17 protein-coding genes and 1 riboswitch are annotated in these 15,550 nt (G+C 74.7%); of the genes, 8 read left to right on the top strand and 9 right to left on the bottom strand.

Features of this window, described 5'->3' with window-relative positions; translation table 11 throughout:
* Nucleotides 1–279: 279 nt before the first annotated feature.
* Complete coding sequence (locus G6556_RS09795) at nucleotides 280–1,497, top strand: NADP-dependent isocitrate dehydrogenase (protein ID WP_166940804.1); 1,218 nt, start codon at nucleotides 280–282, stop codon at nucleotides 1,495–1,497.
* A 70-nt stretch (nucleotides 1,498–1,567) separates the two neighbouring features.
* Here G6556_RS09795 and G6556_RS09790 read toward each other — a convergent pair whose 3' ends face one another.
* Entirely contained in the window at nucleotides 1,568–1,951 is a 384-nt protein-coding gene (locus tag G6556_RS09790) for a type II toxin-antitoxin system death-on-curing family toxin (protein ID WP_166940802.1), read from the bottom strand.
* Between the two features lie 3 nt (nucleotides 1,952–1,954).
* Nucleotides 1,955–2,149, bottom strand: coding sequence for a DNA-binding protein (locus G6556_RS09785; protein ID WP_166940800.1), 195 nt, complete (start codon nucleotides 2,147–2,149; stop codon nucleotides 1,955–1,957).
* Between the two features lie 214 nt (nucleotides 2,150–2,363).
* Here G6556_RS09785 and G6556_RS09780 point away from each other — a divergent pair, with 214 nt between their 5' ends.
* Nucleotides 2,364–3,482: an ROK family transcriptional regulator gene (locus tag G6556_RS09780; protein WP_346774816.1), complete on the top strand. Its 1,119-nt coding sequence runs from the start codon at nucleotides 2,364–2,366 to the stop codon at nucleotides 3,480–3,482.
* A 46-nt stretch (nucleotides 3,483–3,528) separates the two neighbouring features.
* Nucleotides 3,529–4,314, top strand: a complete 786-nt coding sequence (locus tag G6556_RS09775; RefSeq protein WP_166940796.1) for an ATP-binding cassette domain-containing protein — start codon at nucleotides 3,529–3,531, stop codon at nucleotides 4,312–4,314.
* Here G6556_RS09775 and G6556_RS09770 read toward each other — a convergent pair.
* From G6556_RS09770 to purU, 3 genes are all read right to left on the bottom strand, one after another.
* A complete protein-coding gene (locus G6556_RS09770) occupies nucleotides 4,262–4,711 on the bottom strand; it encodes a hypothetical protein (protein WP_166940794.1) in 450 nt (149 codons plus the stop codon). The genes G6556_RS09775 and G6556_RS09770 overlap by 53 nt on opposite strands.
* 24 nt (nucleotides 4,712–4,735) lie before the next feature.
* Complete coding sequence (locus G6556_RS09765; protein WP_166940792.1) at nucleotides 4,736–5,206, bottom strand: nucleotidyltransferase domain-containing protein; 471 nt, start codon at nucleotides 5,204–5,206, stop codon at nucleotides 4,736–4,738.
* Nucleotides 5,207–5,440: 234 nt separating this feature from the next.
* The gene (purU, locus tag G6556_RS09760; protein ID WP_166940790.1) at nucleotides 5,441–6,313 is read right to left on the bottom strand and encodes a formyltetrahydrofolate deformylase; all 873 of its coding nucleotides are present in this window, start codon (nucleotides 6,311–6,313) and stop codon (nucleotides 5,441–5,443) included.
* A gap of 159 nt (nucleotides 6,314–6,472) precedes the next feature.
* On the opposite strand from purU, the gene G6556_RS09755 reads away from it, so the two are divergent.
* The 3 genes from G6556_RS09755 (at nucleotide 6,473) to G6556_RS09745 (ending at nucleotide 9,380) form a co-directional block, all read left to right on the top strand.
* Nucleotides 6,473–6,979 (top strand): GNAT family N-acetyltransferase, encoded by a 507-nt coding sequence (locus tag G6556_RS09755; RefSeq protein ID WP_166940781.1) that lies wholly within the window; start codon nucleotides 6,473–6,475, stop codon nucleotides 6,977–6,979.
* Between the two features lie 69 nt (nucleotides 6,980–7,048).
* A riboswitch (ZMP/ZTP riboswitch) is annotated at nucleotides 7,049–7,136 on the top strand.
* A 62-nt stretch (nucleotides 7,137–7,198) separates the two neighbouring features.
* Nucleotides 7,199–8,488, top strand: a complete 1,290-nt coding sequence (gene glyA, locus G6556_RS09750) for a serine hydroxymethyltransferase (RefSeq protein WP_205693271.1) — start codon at nucleotides 7,199–7,201, stop codon at nucleotides 8,486–8,488.
* Between the two features lie 13 nt (nucleotides 8,489–8,501).
* Entirely contained in the window at nucleotides 8,502–9,380 is an 879-nt protein-coding gene (locus tag G6556_RS09745) for a bifunctional methylenetetrahydrofolate dehydrogenase/methenyltetrahydrofolate cyclohydrolase (RefSeq protein ID WP_166940779.1), read from the top strand.
* A 440-nt stretch (nucleotides 9,381–9,820) separates the two neighbouring features.
* On the opposite strand, the gene G6556_RS09740 is transcribed toward G6556_RS09745, so the two are convergent.
* Both G6556_RS09740 and G6556_RS09735 read right to left on the bottom strand, forming a co-directional pair.
* The gene (locus G6556_RS09740) at nucleotides 9,821–10,465 is read right to left on the bottom strand and encodes an isochorismatase family protein (protein WP_346774815.1); all 645 of its coding nucleotides are present in this window, start codon (nucleotides 10,463–10,465) and stop codon (nucleotides 9,821–9,823) included.
* Nucleotides 10,462–12,039: a cytosine permease gene (locus G6556_RS09735; RefSeq protein ID WP_166940777.1), complete on the bottom strand. Its 1,578-nt coding sequence runs from the start codon at nucleotides 12,037–12,039 to the stop codon at nucleotides 10,462–10,464. Before G6556_RS09735 ends, G6556_RS09740 begins: the two co-directional genes overlap by 4 nt.
* 94 nt (nucleotides 12,040–12,133) lie before the next feature.
* Here G6556_RS09735 and G6556_RS09730 point away from each other — a divergent pair, with 94 nt between their 5' ends.
* Entirely contained in the window at nucleotides 12,134–12,964 is an 831-nt protein-coding gene (locus G6556_RS09730) for a phosphotransferase (protein WP_166940775.1), read from the top strand.
* A gap of 65 nt (nucleotides 12,965–13,029) precedes the next feature.
* Here G6556_RS09730 and G6556_RS09725 read toward each other — a convergent pair whose 3' ends face one another.
* The gene (locus G6556_RS09725) at nucleotides 13,030–13,839 is read right to left on the bottom strand and encodes an ABC transporter permease (RefSeq protein WP_166940773.1); all 810 of its coding nucleotides are present in this window, start codon (nucleotides 13,837–13,839) and stop codon (nucleotides 13,030–13,032) included.
* Nucleotides 13,836–14,753 carry an ATP-binding cassette domain-containing protein gene (locus tag G6556_RS09720; RefSeq protein ID WP_166940771.1) on the bottom strand — a complete coding sequence of 306 codons (918 nt, stop codon included), beginning with the start codon at nucleotides 14,751–14,753 and terminating at the stop codon, nucleotides 13,836–13,838. The genes G6556_RS09725 and G6556_RS09720 overlap by 4 nt, the downstream gene beginning before the upstream one ends.
* An 86-nt stretch (nucleotides 14,754–14,839) precedes the next feature.
* Between G6556_RS09720 and G6556_RS19160 the strand changes: the two genes are divergently transcribed.
* A partial coding sequence (locus tag G6556_RS19160) for a helix-turn-helix domain-containing protein (protein WP_205693270.1) occupies nucleotides 14,840–15,550 on the top strand: 711 nt, incomplete at its 3' end.

The following is a 15,550-nucleotide window of genomic DNA, read 5'->3' as shown; positions in this document are numbered from 1 at the left end:
GCCCTGCTGCGGGTCGGTGGCGCCGGTGGGCGCGTCCGGGGCCTCGGCGGGCTCGGGCTTGTCCTGCGACATGATCATCCGTTCGTCCGGGTGCGATGACGGGCGCGGGCCGCGCCGTTCGGCGGCCCCGCACCGGGTCCGACCTGCGGGCGCGCGGCGCGCAGCCCCGGTCGGGCACACGGTTCGAGGATGCCACCGATCGCTGTGCGTCGCCTGGATGCGGCCCGGACCCGGCCCGGGCCGCCGCGAAGTCTCTCGACGTCAAGTAATCTGGGGCGCATGGCGAAGATCAAGGTGGTTGGACCGGTCGTCGAGCTCGACGGTGACGAGATGACGCGGATCATCTGGCAGTTCATCAAGGACCGCCTGATCCATCCGTACCTCGACATCGACCTGCGCTACTACGACCTGTCGATCGAGAACCGCGACGCGACGGACGACCAGGTCACGGTGGACGCGGCGAACGCGATCAAGGAGCACGGCGTCGGCGTCAAGTGCGCGACGATCACCCCGGACGAGGCCCGCGTCGAGGAGTTCGGCCTCAAGAAGATGTGGCGCTCCCCGAACGGCACGATCCGCAACATCCTCGGCGGCGTGGTCTTCCGCGAGCCGATCATCATCAGCAACATCCCGCGGCTGGTCCCGGGCTGGAACAAGCCGATCATCATCGGCCGCCACGCCCACGGCGACCAGTACAAGGCGACCGACTTCACGGTGCAGGGCGCGGGCACGCTGACCCTGACCTTCACGCCGGCGGACGGCTCCGAGCCGATCCAGACCGAGGTCGTGACCTACCCGGGCGACGGCGGCGTCGCGATGGCCATGTACAACTTCGACGAGTCGATCCGCGACTTCGCGCGCGCCTCGTTCGCGTACGGCCTGCAGCGGAACTACCCGGTGTACCTGTCGACCAAGAACACGATCCTCAAGGCCTACGACGGCCGGTTCAAGGACCTGTTCCAGGAGATCTTCGACACCGAGTTCGCGGCCGCGTTCGCCGAGGCCGGCCTCACCTACGAGCACCGTCTCATCGACGACATGGTCGCCTCCGCCATGAAGTGGGAGGGCGGCTACGTCTGGGCCTGCAAGAACTACGACGGCGACGTCCAGTCGGACACCGTCGCGCAGGGCTTCGGCTCCCTCGGCCTGATGACCTCGGTCCTCATGACCCCCGACGGCCAGACCGTCGAGGCCGAGGCCGCGCACGGCACCGTCACCCGGCACTACCGCCAGCACCAGGCCGGCAAGCCGACGTCGACCAACCCGATCGCGTCGATCTTCGCGTGGACCGGCGGCCTCAAGCACCGCGGCAAGCTGGACGGCACCCCCGAGGTCACCCAGTTCGCCGAGACGCTCGAGGACGTCGTCGTCAAGACCGTCGAGAGCGGCAAGATGACCAAGGACCTCGCGCTGCTCGTCGGCCCGGAGCAGGAGTGGCTGACCACCGAGGACTTCCTCGCGGCCCTCGACGAGAACCTGGCCGCGCGCCTGGGCTGACCCCCGCGCCGCACGTCCCGACGGCCGCCGTCCCGCACGCCGCGGGCGGCGGCCGTCGCCGTGCCCGGGGTCAGCCGAGCGTGCGGCGGTGCCGGCTCAGCGCGCCCGCGACCAGCGGGACGTCGCGGACGCTGCCGTCCGCGACCGCGAGGACCAGGGCGACGGCGTCGTCCTCGGGGATCCGGAGCTCGTGCTGGTTGAGGGCGTAGAACAGGCGGGCGCCCACCCAGCCGACCCGCTTGTTGCCGTCGACGAACGGGTGGTTGCTCACCACCGAGACGAGCAGCGCCGCGGCCTGGTCGTCGAGCGACGGGTAGAGCGCGACGCCGTCCCACGTCGCCGCGGGCTGACCGGCGGCGGCGACCAGCGCGCCGGGGTCGCGGAGCGCCGGCGGTCCGCCGAGCACGGCCCGCGCGACCGCGACCAGGTCCTCGACCCCGAGGAAGACCGGCACGTGTCAGGCGAGGCGGTCGAGGATCGCGGCGTCCTGCGCCACGATCGAGGCGATCAGCGCGTCCCGCACCTCGGTCCGCTTGCGCGCGTAGTCGAGGAGCGCCCGGTTGATCGCCTCGTTCTGCGAGATGTGCTCGGCCTCCGCGATCGCGGCGACGGCCTCCTCGGCCTCGGCGGAAAGACGCAGGGTGCGTGCCATGGTGGACTCCTCCGCTGGGTGGTACCACGACGGTACCAAGCCCGCCGGCAGCGCGGGAGGGCCGTCGGTGCCGTCACCTCTCGAACGCATCCGTAGGGGTGTCGCGCGCCGTGCGGATCGGGCTCCCGGCCCCTGTATCCTCGGCTACGTGGGCACTGAGAGAGTGACCCCGGGATCGCAATCTTCACTCCGTGAAGCCAACCGGGCCCGGATCGTGAGTGCCGTCCAGCAGCGTGGCTCACTCACGCAGGTCGAGCTGGCCGGTGTCACGGGGCTGTCACCCGCCACGGTGTCGAACATCGTCAAGGAGCTCACCGGCGCCGGCGTGCTCGCCACGGCGCCCACCTCCCGCAGCGGCCGCCGCGCCCAGCAGGTCACCCTCGCGCGCAACCTCGGGCTCGTCGGCGGCATCCACTTCGGCTCCCGCTCGCTGCGGGTCACGATCGCCGACGTCGCCCAGCGGATCGTCGCCGACCAGCGCATGCCGCTGCCGCCGGACCACCGCGCGGACGCCGGCCTGGAGCGCGCGTCGCTGCTGCTCACCGAGCTCGTCGACTCCGTCGGCGCCACCATGTCCGAGGTCCTCGCCGTCGGGGTCGGGGTACCGGCCCCGGTCGACCCGGTCACGGGCCGGATCGTGTCGGTCGGCGTGCTGCGCGGCTGGGACGGGGTGTCCGTCCCCGAGGTGCTGGAGCGCCGCCTCGGGGTGCCCGTCCAGGTCGACAACGACTCGAACCTCGGGGCGCTCGCCGAGCTCCGGCACGGCGCCGCCCGCGGCAAGCGGCACGTCGCCTACCTCAAGGTGTCGCACGGCGTCGGCAGCGGGCTGATCGTCGACGGCCGCGTGTTCCACGGTCGAACCGGCGCGGCCGGCGAGTTCGGGCACATCACCATCGACGACAACGGCCCGATCTGCCGGTGCGGCAACCGCGGCTGCCTGGACGCGCTCATCGGCGCGCCCGCCCTGCTGCGGATGCTGGAGTCGAGCCACGGCCACCTCACCCTGTCGGACGTCATCGCCCGGGCGCAGGACGGCGACCCCGGCTGCCGGCGGGTGATCTCCGACGCCGGCCGGCTGCTCGCCGTGGCCGCCGCCAACACGTGCAACCTGTTCGACCCGGAGCTCGTCGTCGTCGGCGGGCGGCTCGCCGACGCGGGGCCGATCCTGCTGGACACGTTCCGCAGCGTGCTCGCGCAGCGGACCCTCCCGAGCACCGCGGGCCCGGTCGAGGTGGTCGTCTCCGAGCTGGGCACCGCCGCCGAGGTGCGCGGGGCGCTGGCCCTCGCGCTGGACCACGCCGGTATTGCCCAGTCGATGGCGGTGGCAGGATGAGCCGGTGCAGCAGGGCACGCGGCAGCGACGCAGCGGAGGAGGACCGATGACCAGGCCACCGGGCACCCCCGTCCTGTCCGTGCGGGGCGTCTCCCGCAACTACGGCGCCGTGCGCGCGCTGGTCGACGTGGACCTCGACATCCACGCGCACGAGGTCGTGGCGATCGTCGGCGACATCGGCGCCGGGAAGTCGACGCTCGCGCGGGTGATGTCGGGCGCGCTCGCCCCCGACTCCGGCCACATCGAGGTCGGCGGCGTCCCCGTGACCATGCCGTCCACGCGCGCCGCGCGGGAGCTCGGCATCGCGGCCGTGTTCCAGGACCTCGCGCTCGCCGAGAACCTCGACGTCGTGCAGAACCTGTTCCTCGGCCAGGAGCTCCGCCGCGCCGGGATCCTCGACGAGCGCCGGATGGAGCGCCGCGCCTGGGAGGTGCTGAGCCAGCTCGCGGCGCGCGTGCCGTCCGTCCGGGCGCCCGTGCGCGCGCTGTCCGGCGGGCAGCGGCAGGCCGTCGCCGTCGCGCGGACCCTCGTCGGCAACCCGCGGGTGGTCGTGCTCGACGAGCCGCTGGCGTCGCTCGGCATCTCGCAGACCGCCGAGGTGCTCAACATGGTCGAGCGGCTCCGGGAGAGCGGGCTCGGCGTCGTCATGATCAGCCACTCGATGGTGGACGTGCAGGCGGTCGCCGACCGGATCGTCGTGCTGCGGCTCGGGCGGATCAACGGCGACTTCGACGCCGAGCACGCGTCGTACGAGGACCTCATCGCGGCGATCACGGGGATCACGCCGACCGGGCGGGCGGCGCGGCCGACGACCCGGCCCGCGACGCTCTGACGGCCCGGGTCGTCAGAGCCCGTACCGCGGGAGCGCGGCGACGAGCCGGCCTTGCCGACCCGGTGACGTCGCGCGCGACCCGTGCGGTGACGTAGTCGCCGTACTGGGTCTGGGACTTCTGCGCGGTGAGGCGGGCGAGCCGTCGGGCGAGAGGCGCTCCCTCGGCCACCTGGGCGAGCAGCGCCGCGGCCTCCCGGTGGTCGGTGCCGCTGCTGCGGTGCCCGAGCGCGATGCCGCAGATCGCGTCGGCGGCCGCGATGGCGGCGCTGATCGCGTTGGCCGCGGACACGCTCGCCGGTCCGGACGGGCCGTCCTCGCACGCGGCGAGCCGTTCCTCCGCCACGCGGAGGTGCTCGCGTGCGATGGCCGCGCGCTGCCGGGCGGAGTCCGGGGTCATCCGCGTCGTCCGTGGCGGCACGTGTCACGCTCCGTGGGTGTGCAGCAGTCCCGTCAGGTCCGGGCCGCTGATCGTGGTCGCTTCCTCGAGCCACGACCGAACCATCGGGTCGGCGGCGCGCACAAGCTCGGCGAGGCGGTCTGTGGACAACTCGTAGACGGAGCACGCGTTCCCGGTCCACCGCTCCACGCCCGCCGTGACGGAGAGGACCAGGGACTCGACCTCGTCCGGACCGACGTCGTCGGGGGTCAGCACGACCAGGTCCACGTCACTCCTCCGGTCGGCCGTGCCGCGCGCGACCGACCCGTAGAGCGCGACGGTGGTCCGCCCCGCGCGGTCGTCGCCGAGGTGCTGGACCAGGGTGGCGACGAGGCGGTCGCGCAGCGCGTCGAGGGCGCGGGTGGCGAACCGGACCGCGGACTCGATCGCCGGCCACGCGAGGTGCTCGCGGTTCGCCCGGTAGAGCACCGCGTGCGACGACCGCTCGGCCAGCACGTGCCCTGCTCGACGAGCCGGCCGAGGGCTGCGCGGACGCCGGGGTTGGAGGCGTCCGGGACGAGGTCGGCCACCCGCGAGCCGGTCAACGGCGTCGCGGCTCGGTCGAGGACCACGAGCACGCGACCCTCCAGGCTCGGGATCACGGCGGACACCGGGTTGCTCAGGTCCACGCAGCACCGTCCGTGGTTGATACTTTTCCATCAGGTCTGATGAAAAAGTATCAGAGCGGGCTCAGCGGAAGACGATCGTCCGGTGCCCGTCCAGCAGGACCCGGTGCTCCGCGTGCCAGCGCACCGCCCGCGCCAGCGCCCGGCGCTCCACGTCCTGGCCCAGCGCGACCAGGTCCGCCACCCCGCGGGTGTGGTCCACCCGCTCGACGTCCTGCTCGATGATCGGGCCCTCGTCGAGGTCGCCGGTCACGTAGTGCGCGGTCGCGCCGATGAGCTTCACGCCGCGGTCGTGGGCCTGCGCGTACGGGCGGGCGCCCTTGAACGACGGCAGGAACGAGTGGTGGATGTTGATGACCCGCCCGGCCAGCGCGCGGCACAGGTCGTCCGACAGGATCTGCATGTACCGGGCGAGCACGACCAGCTCGACGTCCAGCTCCTCGACGAGCGCGAGCAGCCGGGCCTCGGCCGCCGCCTTCGTGTCCTTGGTGACGGGCACGTGGTGGAACGGGATGTCGTAGAACGCGGCCAGATCGGCGAGCGCGGTGTGGTTGGACACGAGGCCGACGATGTCGATCGGCAGGCCCTCGGACCGCTGCCGGAACGCCAGGTCATTCACGCAGTGCGCGGCGGTCGAGCCGAGCAGCAGGGTGCGGACCTTGCGCCCGGCGACGTCCAGCGACCAGTCCATCGAGAACCGCGGGGCGAGCGCGGCCAGCGCCTGCTCCAGCTCCTCCCGGGTCCGCTCGGCGGCGACCTCGACGCGCATGAAGAACAGCCCCGACAGCGGGTCGCCGAACTGCTGCGACTCGGTGATGTTCCCGCCGTGCTCTGCGAGCAGCCCCGCGACCGCGGCGACGATGCCGGGCTGGTCGGGGCAGGACAGCGACAGCACCCAGGAGGTGGCCGTGCCGGGGGCGGAGGTCGGGGTCGTCACGCAGGGGAGGGTACCCGCGCGCGGCGCGCGGCGGCCCCGGGCGTCCGCCGGGCGGCCCGGGCCGGCGCCCCCGCACGGGACGTGTCCACCGGGTGGAATCCGGGTGACACCGGGACCTCCGGGCTGTCGACCTCGCGCGGGTCCTGAGACGATGGGGGCATGAGCGACACCGAGGTGACCATCCGGCCCATCACCGACGCCGACGCCGGCGAGCTCCTGACCCTGCGCCGCGCCGCGTTCGTCACCGAGGCGCAGCAGTACGACGACCCGCACATCCCGCCGCTGACCCAGACGCTCTCCGAGCTGCGCACCGACATCGCGGCCGAAGGCGTCGTCACGCTGGGCGCCTGGGCCGGTCACCGCCTGGTCGGCTCGATCCGGGTGGTGCTCGAGGGCAAGAAGGCCACGCTCGGCCGGTTCGCCGTCGCGCCCGACCAGCAGGGCCACGGCATCGGGACGCAGCTGCTGCTCGCGATCCTCCCGCACCTGCCGGAGGACGTGGAGGAGATCTGGGTGTTCACCGGGCGCGACTCGGTGCAGAACCTCGCGCTGTACGAGAAGCACGGCTACACGCACGAGCACGACCAGACGGTCGGGGACCTCACGTACGCGTACCTGCGGCGGATCCTCGGGGACGCCGACGCGGAGGCGCCCGCCTCGGCCTGAGGCCGGCGGCGCCCGCGCGCGACCGGCCCGCGGACAGCCCGTCCCGCTGCGGCGGCGACGTTGCTAGGCTGACCCGGTCGCGACTGGCGCACAGGTGGGTCACCACCGGGGAGCGACGCAGCAGCACGACGTCGGGTCGGACGCCTGGGCCCCGCGGTCATCCACACACCACCGGTGTGCGGCCGACACGACCGCGCACGCCGACTGCCGAGGAGACGCATGAGCGCCGACAGCACGCCCCTGCTCGACCAGAACCTGTCCCAGGTGGACCCGGAGATCGCGGCGGTCCTGGACGGGGAGCTCGCCCGCCAGCAGGGCACCCTCGAGATGATCGCGAGCGAGAACTTCGTCCCGCGCGCCGTCCTGCAGGCCCAGGGCTCCGTCCTCACCAACAAGTACGCCGAGGGCTACCCGGGCCGCCGCTACTACGGCGGCTGCGAGCAGGTCGACATCGCCGAGACGCTCGCGATCACCCGCGCCAAGGAGCTGTTCGGCGCCGAGCACGCGAACGTCCAGCCGCACTCCGGCGCGACCGCGAACGCGGCCGTCCTGCACGCCCTGGCCAGCGCCGGCGACCGCATCCTGGGCCTCGAGCTCGCGCACGGCGGCCACCTGACGCACGGCATGAAGATCAACTTCTCCGGCAAGCTCTACGACGTCGGCGCGTACGGCGTGAACCCGGACACCTTCCTCATCGAGCCCGAGGCGATCCGCGAGGCCGCGCTCCAGCACCGCCCGCAGGTCATCATCGGCGGCTGGTCCGCCTACCCGCGGCACCTCGACTTCGCCGCGATGCGCGAGATCGCCGACGAGGTCGGCGCGAAGCTCTGGGTCGACATGGCCCACTTCGCCGGCCTGGTCGCCGCGGGCCTGCACCCGTCGCCCGTGCCGTACGCGGACGTCGTGTCGTCCACCGTGCACAAGACCATCGGCGGCCCCCGCTCCGGCTTCATCCTGAGCCGCGAGGAGTACGCCAAGAAGATCGACTCCGCCGTGTTCCCGGGCCAGCAGGGCGGTCCGCTCATGCACGTCATCGCCGCCAAGGCCGTGTCGTTCAAGATCGCCGGCGGCGAGGACTTCAAGGCCCGCCAGCAGCGCACGATCGACGGCGCCCGGATCATCGCCGACCGCCTGGTCTCGCCCGAGGTCGCCGCCGCGGGCGTCTCCGTGCTGACCGGCGGCACCGACGTGCACCTGGTGCTCGTCGACCTGCGGAACTCGCAGCTCGACGGCCAGCAGGCCGAGGACCTGCTGCACGACGTCGGCATCACGGTGAACCGCAACGCGGTGCCGTTCGACCCGCGCCCCCCGCGCGTCACCTCCGGCCTGCGGATCGGCACCCCGGCGCTCGCGACCCGCGGCTTCGGCGACGCCGAGTTCACCGAGGTCGCGGACATCATCGCGACCGCGCTGACCGCCGGTGCGTCCGCCGACGTCGAGGGCCTGCGGGCGCGGGTGGCCAAGCTGGCCGACGCGTTCCCGCTGTACCCCGGCCTGCAGCAGTACTGATCGGGGCCGCGACATGACGGCGAAGACGCTCGACGGCAAGGCCACGGCCGCCGCGATCAAGGACGAGCTCAAGGCGCGGGTGGCGGTGCTCGCGGAGCGCGGCATCACGCCGGGGCTCGGCACGCTGCTGGTGGGGGAGGACCCGGGCTCGGTGTCCTACGTCGCCGGCAAGCACCGGGACTGCGCGGAGGTCGGCATCGCGTCCATCCGCGAGGACCTGCCCGCCGACGCCTCGCAGGAGGACATCGAGGCCGCCGTGCAGCGGCTGAACGAGGACCCCGCGTGCACCGGGTTCATCGTGCAGCTGCCGCTGCCGCGCGGCATCGACACCAACCGGGTGCTCGAGCTCGTCGACCCCGACAAGGACGCCGACGGCCTGCACCCGACCAACCTCGGCCGCCTGGTGCTGCGGGTGAACGAGGAGGTCGACTCCCCGCTGCCCTGCACGCCGCGCGGCATCATCGAGCTGCTCACCCGGCACGGCGTCGACCTCGCCGGCGCGGACGTCACGGTCATCGGCCGCGGCACGACGGTCGGCCGGTCGATCGGCCTGCTGCTGACCCGCCGCGCCGTGAACGCCACGGTCACGCTCACCCACACCGGCACGAAGGACCTCGGCGAGCACACCCGGAACGCCGACGTGATCGTCGCCGCCGCCGGTGTCCCGGGCATCCTCACGGCCGACCTGGTGAAGCCGGGCGCCGTCGTGGTCGACGTGGGCGTCTCGCGCGTGTCCGACCCGGAGACGGGGAAGTCGCGGATCGCCGGCGACGTGGACGCCGGGGTGGCCGAGGTCGCCGCGTGGGTGTCCCCGAACCCCGGGGGCGTGGGGCCGATGACGCGCGCGATGCTGCTCGCCAACGTGGTGGAGTCCGCCGAGCGCCAGGCCTGATCCGCCGTACTCCCGCGACGCCCGGGTGGCGCAGGTCCCTCGCGGGGGACCGGCACCGCCCGGGCGTCGCGCTGCGCGCACCGCCGCGCCGTCGCGGAGGCGCGTGCGGCGGGGTCGCGTGCGCGCACCGCCGCGCCGAGGTCGTCGGTTCCGGCCGCGGGACCCGGTGCGGAACCGCCGACCTGGGGCAGAACCGCCGACCTCGGCGCCGACGTCCGCGCACCGACGACGGGGCGCGGCGCGTCGTGCGTGAGGTCGGCGGATCGCGCTGAGGTCGGTATTCGCTGCTGACGACCTCGCGCGGACGTGACGACCTCGCGCGGCGCGGGGCCGAGGTCGTCGGTTGCGGCCACGGGCCCCGAGCGGAACCGACGACCTCGGGCGGAACCGCCGACCTCGGCGGGGGCGGGACCGGCGGAGCCGCGCCGGCTGCGCGCGGGTCAGGCCGGTGGGGCCGTCGTCGTCGCCAGGATCGCGCCCGCGGTGGTGGCGTCGATGACGTCGGCCAGCGGGGCGTAGAGGCGGATCGCGTCGAGGGCGCGTGCGTGGCTGGTGTCGTCGGCGCCGGCACAGGCCTCGGCGACGACCCGCACGGCCACGCCGGCGTCCGCCGCCGGGAGGGCCGTCGAGAGCACGCAGCAGTCGGTGGAGACGCCGGTGAGGAGCATGGTGTCGCCGGGGCCGACGTGCGCGGCGAGGTCCGGGCCCCACTTGCCGAACGTGGTGGCGGTGACGACGGCGGCGTCCGCCGCGAGGTCGGCGAGCTCCGGGACGACGGCGTACGCCGGAGCGTCCTCGGGCTGCAGGGCGAACGGCCAGTCGGCGTAGTAGGCCACCCACGCGCCCTCGGGGTGCTCGGGCGCGACGAACCGCGTGAAGACCGTGCGGTCGGCGCCGGCGCGTTCGGCGAGGGAGCGGACGACGGGCAGCGCCTCGGCGAACCGCGGCGCCGCCCACGGGCTGCCCTCGTCGGCGAAGACGGGCTGCATGTCGATCACGACCAGCACGGCCCGCCCGGGTGTGGCGCCGGTCGCGCCGTGCTCGTCCGCCGGGGCCGCGCCGTCCGCGCCACCGCCCGCGGTCACCGCGCCACCCGCGCGTCAGCGCCCGCGTCGGCCGAGCCCGTCGACGGCGCCAGCGCCTCCTGGCGCCGCACGGCCGCCCGCCGCAGCAGCAGCGTGCCGAGGAACCCGACGGCCAGTGCGACCAGAACCCCGAGGTTCGCGTACGCCCAGGCGCCGGAGGTCCCGCCGAGCCCGAGCGGCCCGAGCAGATACCCCTGCCAGGACAGCCAGCCGGCGGACGCGTTGGTGACCAGGCCCCAGCCGAGGACGGTCCCGAGCGCGAGCAGCGTGAGGGGCACCCCGGCGGCCCGGCCGTAGCGGCCGCGCGGGTCGAACAGGTCGTGGTCGTCGTAGTCGCGGCGGCGGAGCAGGACGTCGGCGATCATGATGCCCGCCCACGCGGCGATCGGGACGCCGAGCGTGATGAGGAAGCCCTGGAAGACGCCGAAGAAGGTGTCGGAGCCGAACACGATGTAGATGGTGCCGAGCACCATGATCACGCCGTCGATCCCGGCGGCGACGGGCCGGGTGACGGGCAGGCCGGTGGAGACGAGGGCGAGCCCGGAGGAGTAGATGTCGAGGACCGCCCCGCCGACGAGCCCGAGCACCGCCACGACCGCGAACGGCACCAGGTACCAGGTCGGCAGGATGGTGGTGAGCGCGCCGATCGGGTCGGCGCTGATGGCGGCGCGCAGCTCGGCGTCGGACCCGGCCAGCAGCAGGCCGAACAGCAGCAGCACGACGGGAGCGAGCGAGGCCCCGAACGTGGTCCAGCCGACGACGCCGCGGCCGGAGGTGTGCCGGGGGAGGTACCGGGAGTAGTCGGCGGCCATGTTGACCCAGCCGAGGCCGAACCCGGTCATCATGAACACGAGGGCGCCGATGAACGCCTGGGCGGTGCCGGACGGCAGCGCGGTGACGGCGGCGGTGTCGATGTGGTCGAGGACCAGCAGGACGTAGCCGACGGTGAGCACGGCGGTGACGACGGTGATGACGGTCTGCATCCGCATGATGAGGTCGAAGCCGAACACGCCGCCCGCGATGATCAGCCCCGCGACGACGACGAGCGCGACGACCTGCACCCCGGTGCCGCCGCCCCAGCCGAGCGCCTCGACGACGGTGGCGGTGGCGAGCGTGGCGAGGGCGGTGAGGATCGTCTCCCAGCCGACGGTGAGCAGCCAGGACAGCACGGCGGCCACCCGGTTCCCCTGCACGCCGAGCGCCGCGCGGGACAGCACCATCGTGGGCGCTGAGCCCCGCTTGCCGGCGAGCGCGACGATCCCGCACAGCAGGAACGAGAACACGATGCCGACGACGCTCGCGACCACGGCCTGCCGGAAGGACACCCCGAAGTCGAGGACCCACGCGCCGTAGGACAGGCCGAGCACGGACACGTTGGCGGCGAACCAGGGCCAGAACAGCTGGCGCGGGGTGCCCTTGCGGTCGCGGTCGGCGATGACGTCGACGCCGGCGGACTCGACGGCCAGCACGCGCCCGGGCGGGACGGCGCCGCCGGGCGCGACGTCGGGAGCGGTGCCGGAGCCGGTGCCGGGGCCGGTGGCGGGTGCGGCGCCCGCCGGGGGAGGGACGGTCATGCGCCCATCCCACCACCGCGGACGCCCGCGGTCACCCCCTGCGGGCTGGGCCTGGGGACGACCGGGGGGTCGCCCGGGCTGCGACGATGGGGACGTGACGAGCGAGGCAGACGTCGAGGGCGTGCTCGCGGCCGTGCTCGGTCCGGGGGCCCGCACCGACGGCGCGCTCCCGGGGGACGGTGGGGCGACCGTCCGCGCCGTGATCGGAGCCGGTGGTGAGCGGCTGGTCGTGAAGACCGCGCCGGCCGGCGACCGCCCGCACCTGCTCCGGGCGGCCCGCGCGCAGGCGGCGGCCGGGGCGGCGGGCGTGCCGGTGCCGCGCACGGTGGTCGCGCGCGTCGTCGCCGGGACCCAGGTGCACGTGACCGAGCGGGTCGCCGGGCTGCGGTGGTCGGAGGCCCACCCGCACGCGGACGACGCGGTCCGGCTGGCGGTCCTCGCCCAGCTCGGCGACGTGCTCGCGCGGCTGCGCACGGTCGCGCAGCCGGGGTTCGGCGAGCTCGGTGCGTTCCCGCACCCGTCCGAGCGGGCGGCCCTGCGCGAGCGGACCCGCGGGCGGGTCCCGGCGGGGTGGCGGCTGGACGCGGCCGAGCGGGTGCTCGACCTCCTCGACGCGCGCTTCGACGGTGCGGGCGGAGCGGTGCTCGTGCACGGGGACCTGCACCACGCGAGCGTGCTGGTGCGGCCGGCGGGCCCGGGGTGGGAGCTGGCGGCGGTGCTGGACTGGGACAGCGCGTGGGCCGGCCCGGTCGACGCGGACGGCGCGCGCGCCGCTCTCTGGCACGGGATGCCCGGGTCGCCCGCCGACGCCGACGACCGGGCAGCGGTGCAGCAGCTGCTCTGGTGCCTCGAGTACGAGGACGCCTCGGCACGGCACCGCGCGGACACCGTGCGGCTCGCGACCCGGCTGGGCGTCCCGCTGTGACGCGTGGTGGGGTCACCGGCGACGTGCGCCGGTGACCCCACGCGTACGTGCCCGGGTTCGACGGCTCAGCGCGCCGCCCGGCGCCGGAACAGCCAGGCCGCGGTGAGGCGCGCGACGACGAGCAGGCCCGCGCACCACGCCAGCGCGACGAGCGGCTGCCCGCCGGGCGCGCCGGTGAGCCAGGCCCGCACGGTGTCGGTGACGGGCGTGACCGGCTGGTACGTCGCGACGACCTGGAGGACGCGCGGCATCGACTCGGGCGGCACGAAGGCGCTCGACACGTAGGGCAGGAACATGATCGCGAAGGTGAAGCCGTTGGCGGCCTCCGGGCCGGACGAGACCATCCCGATGCACACGGCGGTCCAGGTCAGGGCGAGCACGTACAGCAGCACGAGCCCGGCGACGGCCAGCCACTCGCCGAGCCCGGCGGTCGGCCGGAACCCGGCGAGGTAGGCGACGCCTACCACCAGCGCCGTCGACACCGCGTTGCGGACCACGGACTCGACGACGTGCCCGGTGAGCGCGGCGACCGGCCGCACGGGCAGCGTGCGGAACCGGTTCATCAGGCCGCCGGTCATGTCGGAGGCGACGGAGACGGCGGTGGTGGCGGCGCCGTACCCGGCGCAGAGCAGGATGATCCCCGGGACGACGTAGTCGACGTACGCGGCCTGGCCGGTCTGGATGGCGCCGCCGAACACGTAGACGAACAGCAGCATGAGGATCACCGGCAGCGCGATGCCCATGATGAGCGTGTCCGGGGTGCGCAGCGACCGGCGTAGGCTGCGGCCGATCATCGCGGCGGTGTCCCGCAGGGCCCAGCCGCCGGTGGGCGGGCGGGTGGTGGCGCGCGCGGGCGCGAGGGCGGTGGTGGTCATGACGCCTCCCGGGTGAGCAGGGTCGCGGCGTCGGCCGGTGCGGCCTCCGCCGGGCGGCCGGTGAGCGTGAGGAACACGTCGTCGAGCGTGGGGACGGCCACCCGCCACGAGTCGACGGGCAGCCGGCGGAGCTCGACGTCGGCGAGGATGCGGCGCACGTCCGGCACGGAGGCGTCGGTCGCGACCCGTTCGGTGCGCCCGTCGGCCAGCCGCAGCTCGACGTGCGCGGCGCCGACCCCGCTCTTGAGCTCGGCGGCGGTGCCCTGCGCGATGACCCGCCCGTGGTCGAGCACGGCGACCCGGTCGGCCAGCGCGTCGGCCTCGTCGAGGTACTGCGTGGTGAGCAGGACGGTGGCGCCGCCGGCGACGACGTCGCGGATGACGGCCCAGAGGTCGGACCGGCTGCGCGGGTCGAGCCCGGTCGTGGGCTCGTCGAGGAACAGCACGGCTGGGCGGGTCAGCAGGCCGAGGGCGAGGTCGAGCCGGCGACGCATCCCGCCGGAGTACGTGCGGACCAGGCGGTCGGCGGCGGCGACGAGGTCGAACAGCTCGAGCAGCTCGTCCCCGCGGGCACGGCCGGCGGCGCGGGGGAGGTGCGCGAGGCGGGCCATCAGCCGCAGGTTCTCCCGGCCGGTCAGCAGCTCGTCGACCGCCGCGTACTGGCCGGTGAGGCTGATGGCCTCGCGGACGCGGTCGGGCTCGCGGACGACGTCGTGGCCGGCGACGGTCGCGGTGCCGCCGTCCGGACGCAGCAGCGTGCTTAGGACCTCGACCGTGGTGGTCTTGCCCGCGCCGTTCGGGCCGAGCAGCCCGAGCACCCCGCCGCGCGGGACCGCGAGGTCCACGCCGGCCAGCACGGAGGTGGACCCGAACGCCTTGCGCAGCGCGCGGGCCTCGATCATGGGGTCGTCCATCACCGACTCTTTTCTGTCTACGTCGTACACGGTTGGTGCGGTGTGTATGTTGTACACAGTTGCCTCGCCGACGGTCAAGGAGTCCGATGCAGCCCGACGACGGCACCCCGTCCGGCGCCACCCCCGACGCAGCAGCCGGCGCCGCCGCGGCCGCCGCCGACGACGCCGCCGCGCGCAAGCACGCCGAGGCGCTGCGCCGGGACCGCGAGAAGGCCGCCCGGGCCGCGCAGAAGGAGGCCGCCCGCGCGGAGAAGGACCGGGAGCGCGCCCGCCGGGACGCCGAGAAGGCGCAGCGCGACCGCGAGAAGGCCGCCCGCGCCGCCGAGAAGGAGGCCGACCGGCTGCGCGCCGAGCAGGAGCGCGCCGTCCGCGAGGTCGAGCGCGAGGCCGACCGCGCCGAGCGCGAGGCCCAGCGGGCGGCCCTGGACGCCGACCTCGCGGCGCAGCGCGCGGCGCGGCAGGTCGAGCGGGCGCGGCTGCGGGCGGAGGCCGCCCGCGAGCCGGGCGAGGAGGAGGCGGGCGCCGGCCTCCCGCCGGGGCTCGCGCTGCTCTGGCGGCCCGCGCCGGTCGGACGTCGCGGACCCCGGCCCGGCCTGACGCTGACCGGGATCGCGGCCGCGGCGATCGCGCTCGCGGACGCGGACGGGCTCGACGCCGTGTCGATGGCCCGGGTGGCGGAGCGGCTCGGCGTCACGACGATGGCGCTCTACCGGTACGTGTCGAGCAAGGACGACCTGCTCGCGGTGATGCTGGACGCCGCGCTCGCGGAGGCGGTGACCGCGCCCGCCGACGCCGAC

The organism is Cellulomonas sp. IC4_254, assembly GCF_011603975.1.
GTDB lineage: Bacteria > Actinomycetota > Actinomycetes > Actinomycetales > Cellulomonadaceae > Cellulomonas.
The sequence above is the reverse complement of the archived record's forward strand: the minus strand, read 5'-3'. Positions and strand labels throughout refer to the sequence as shown.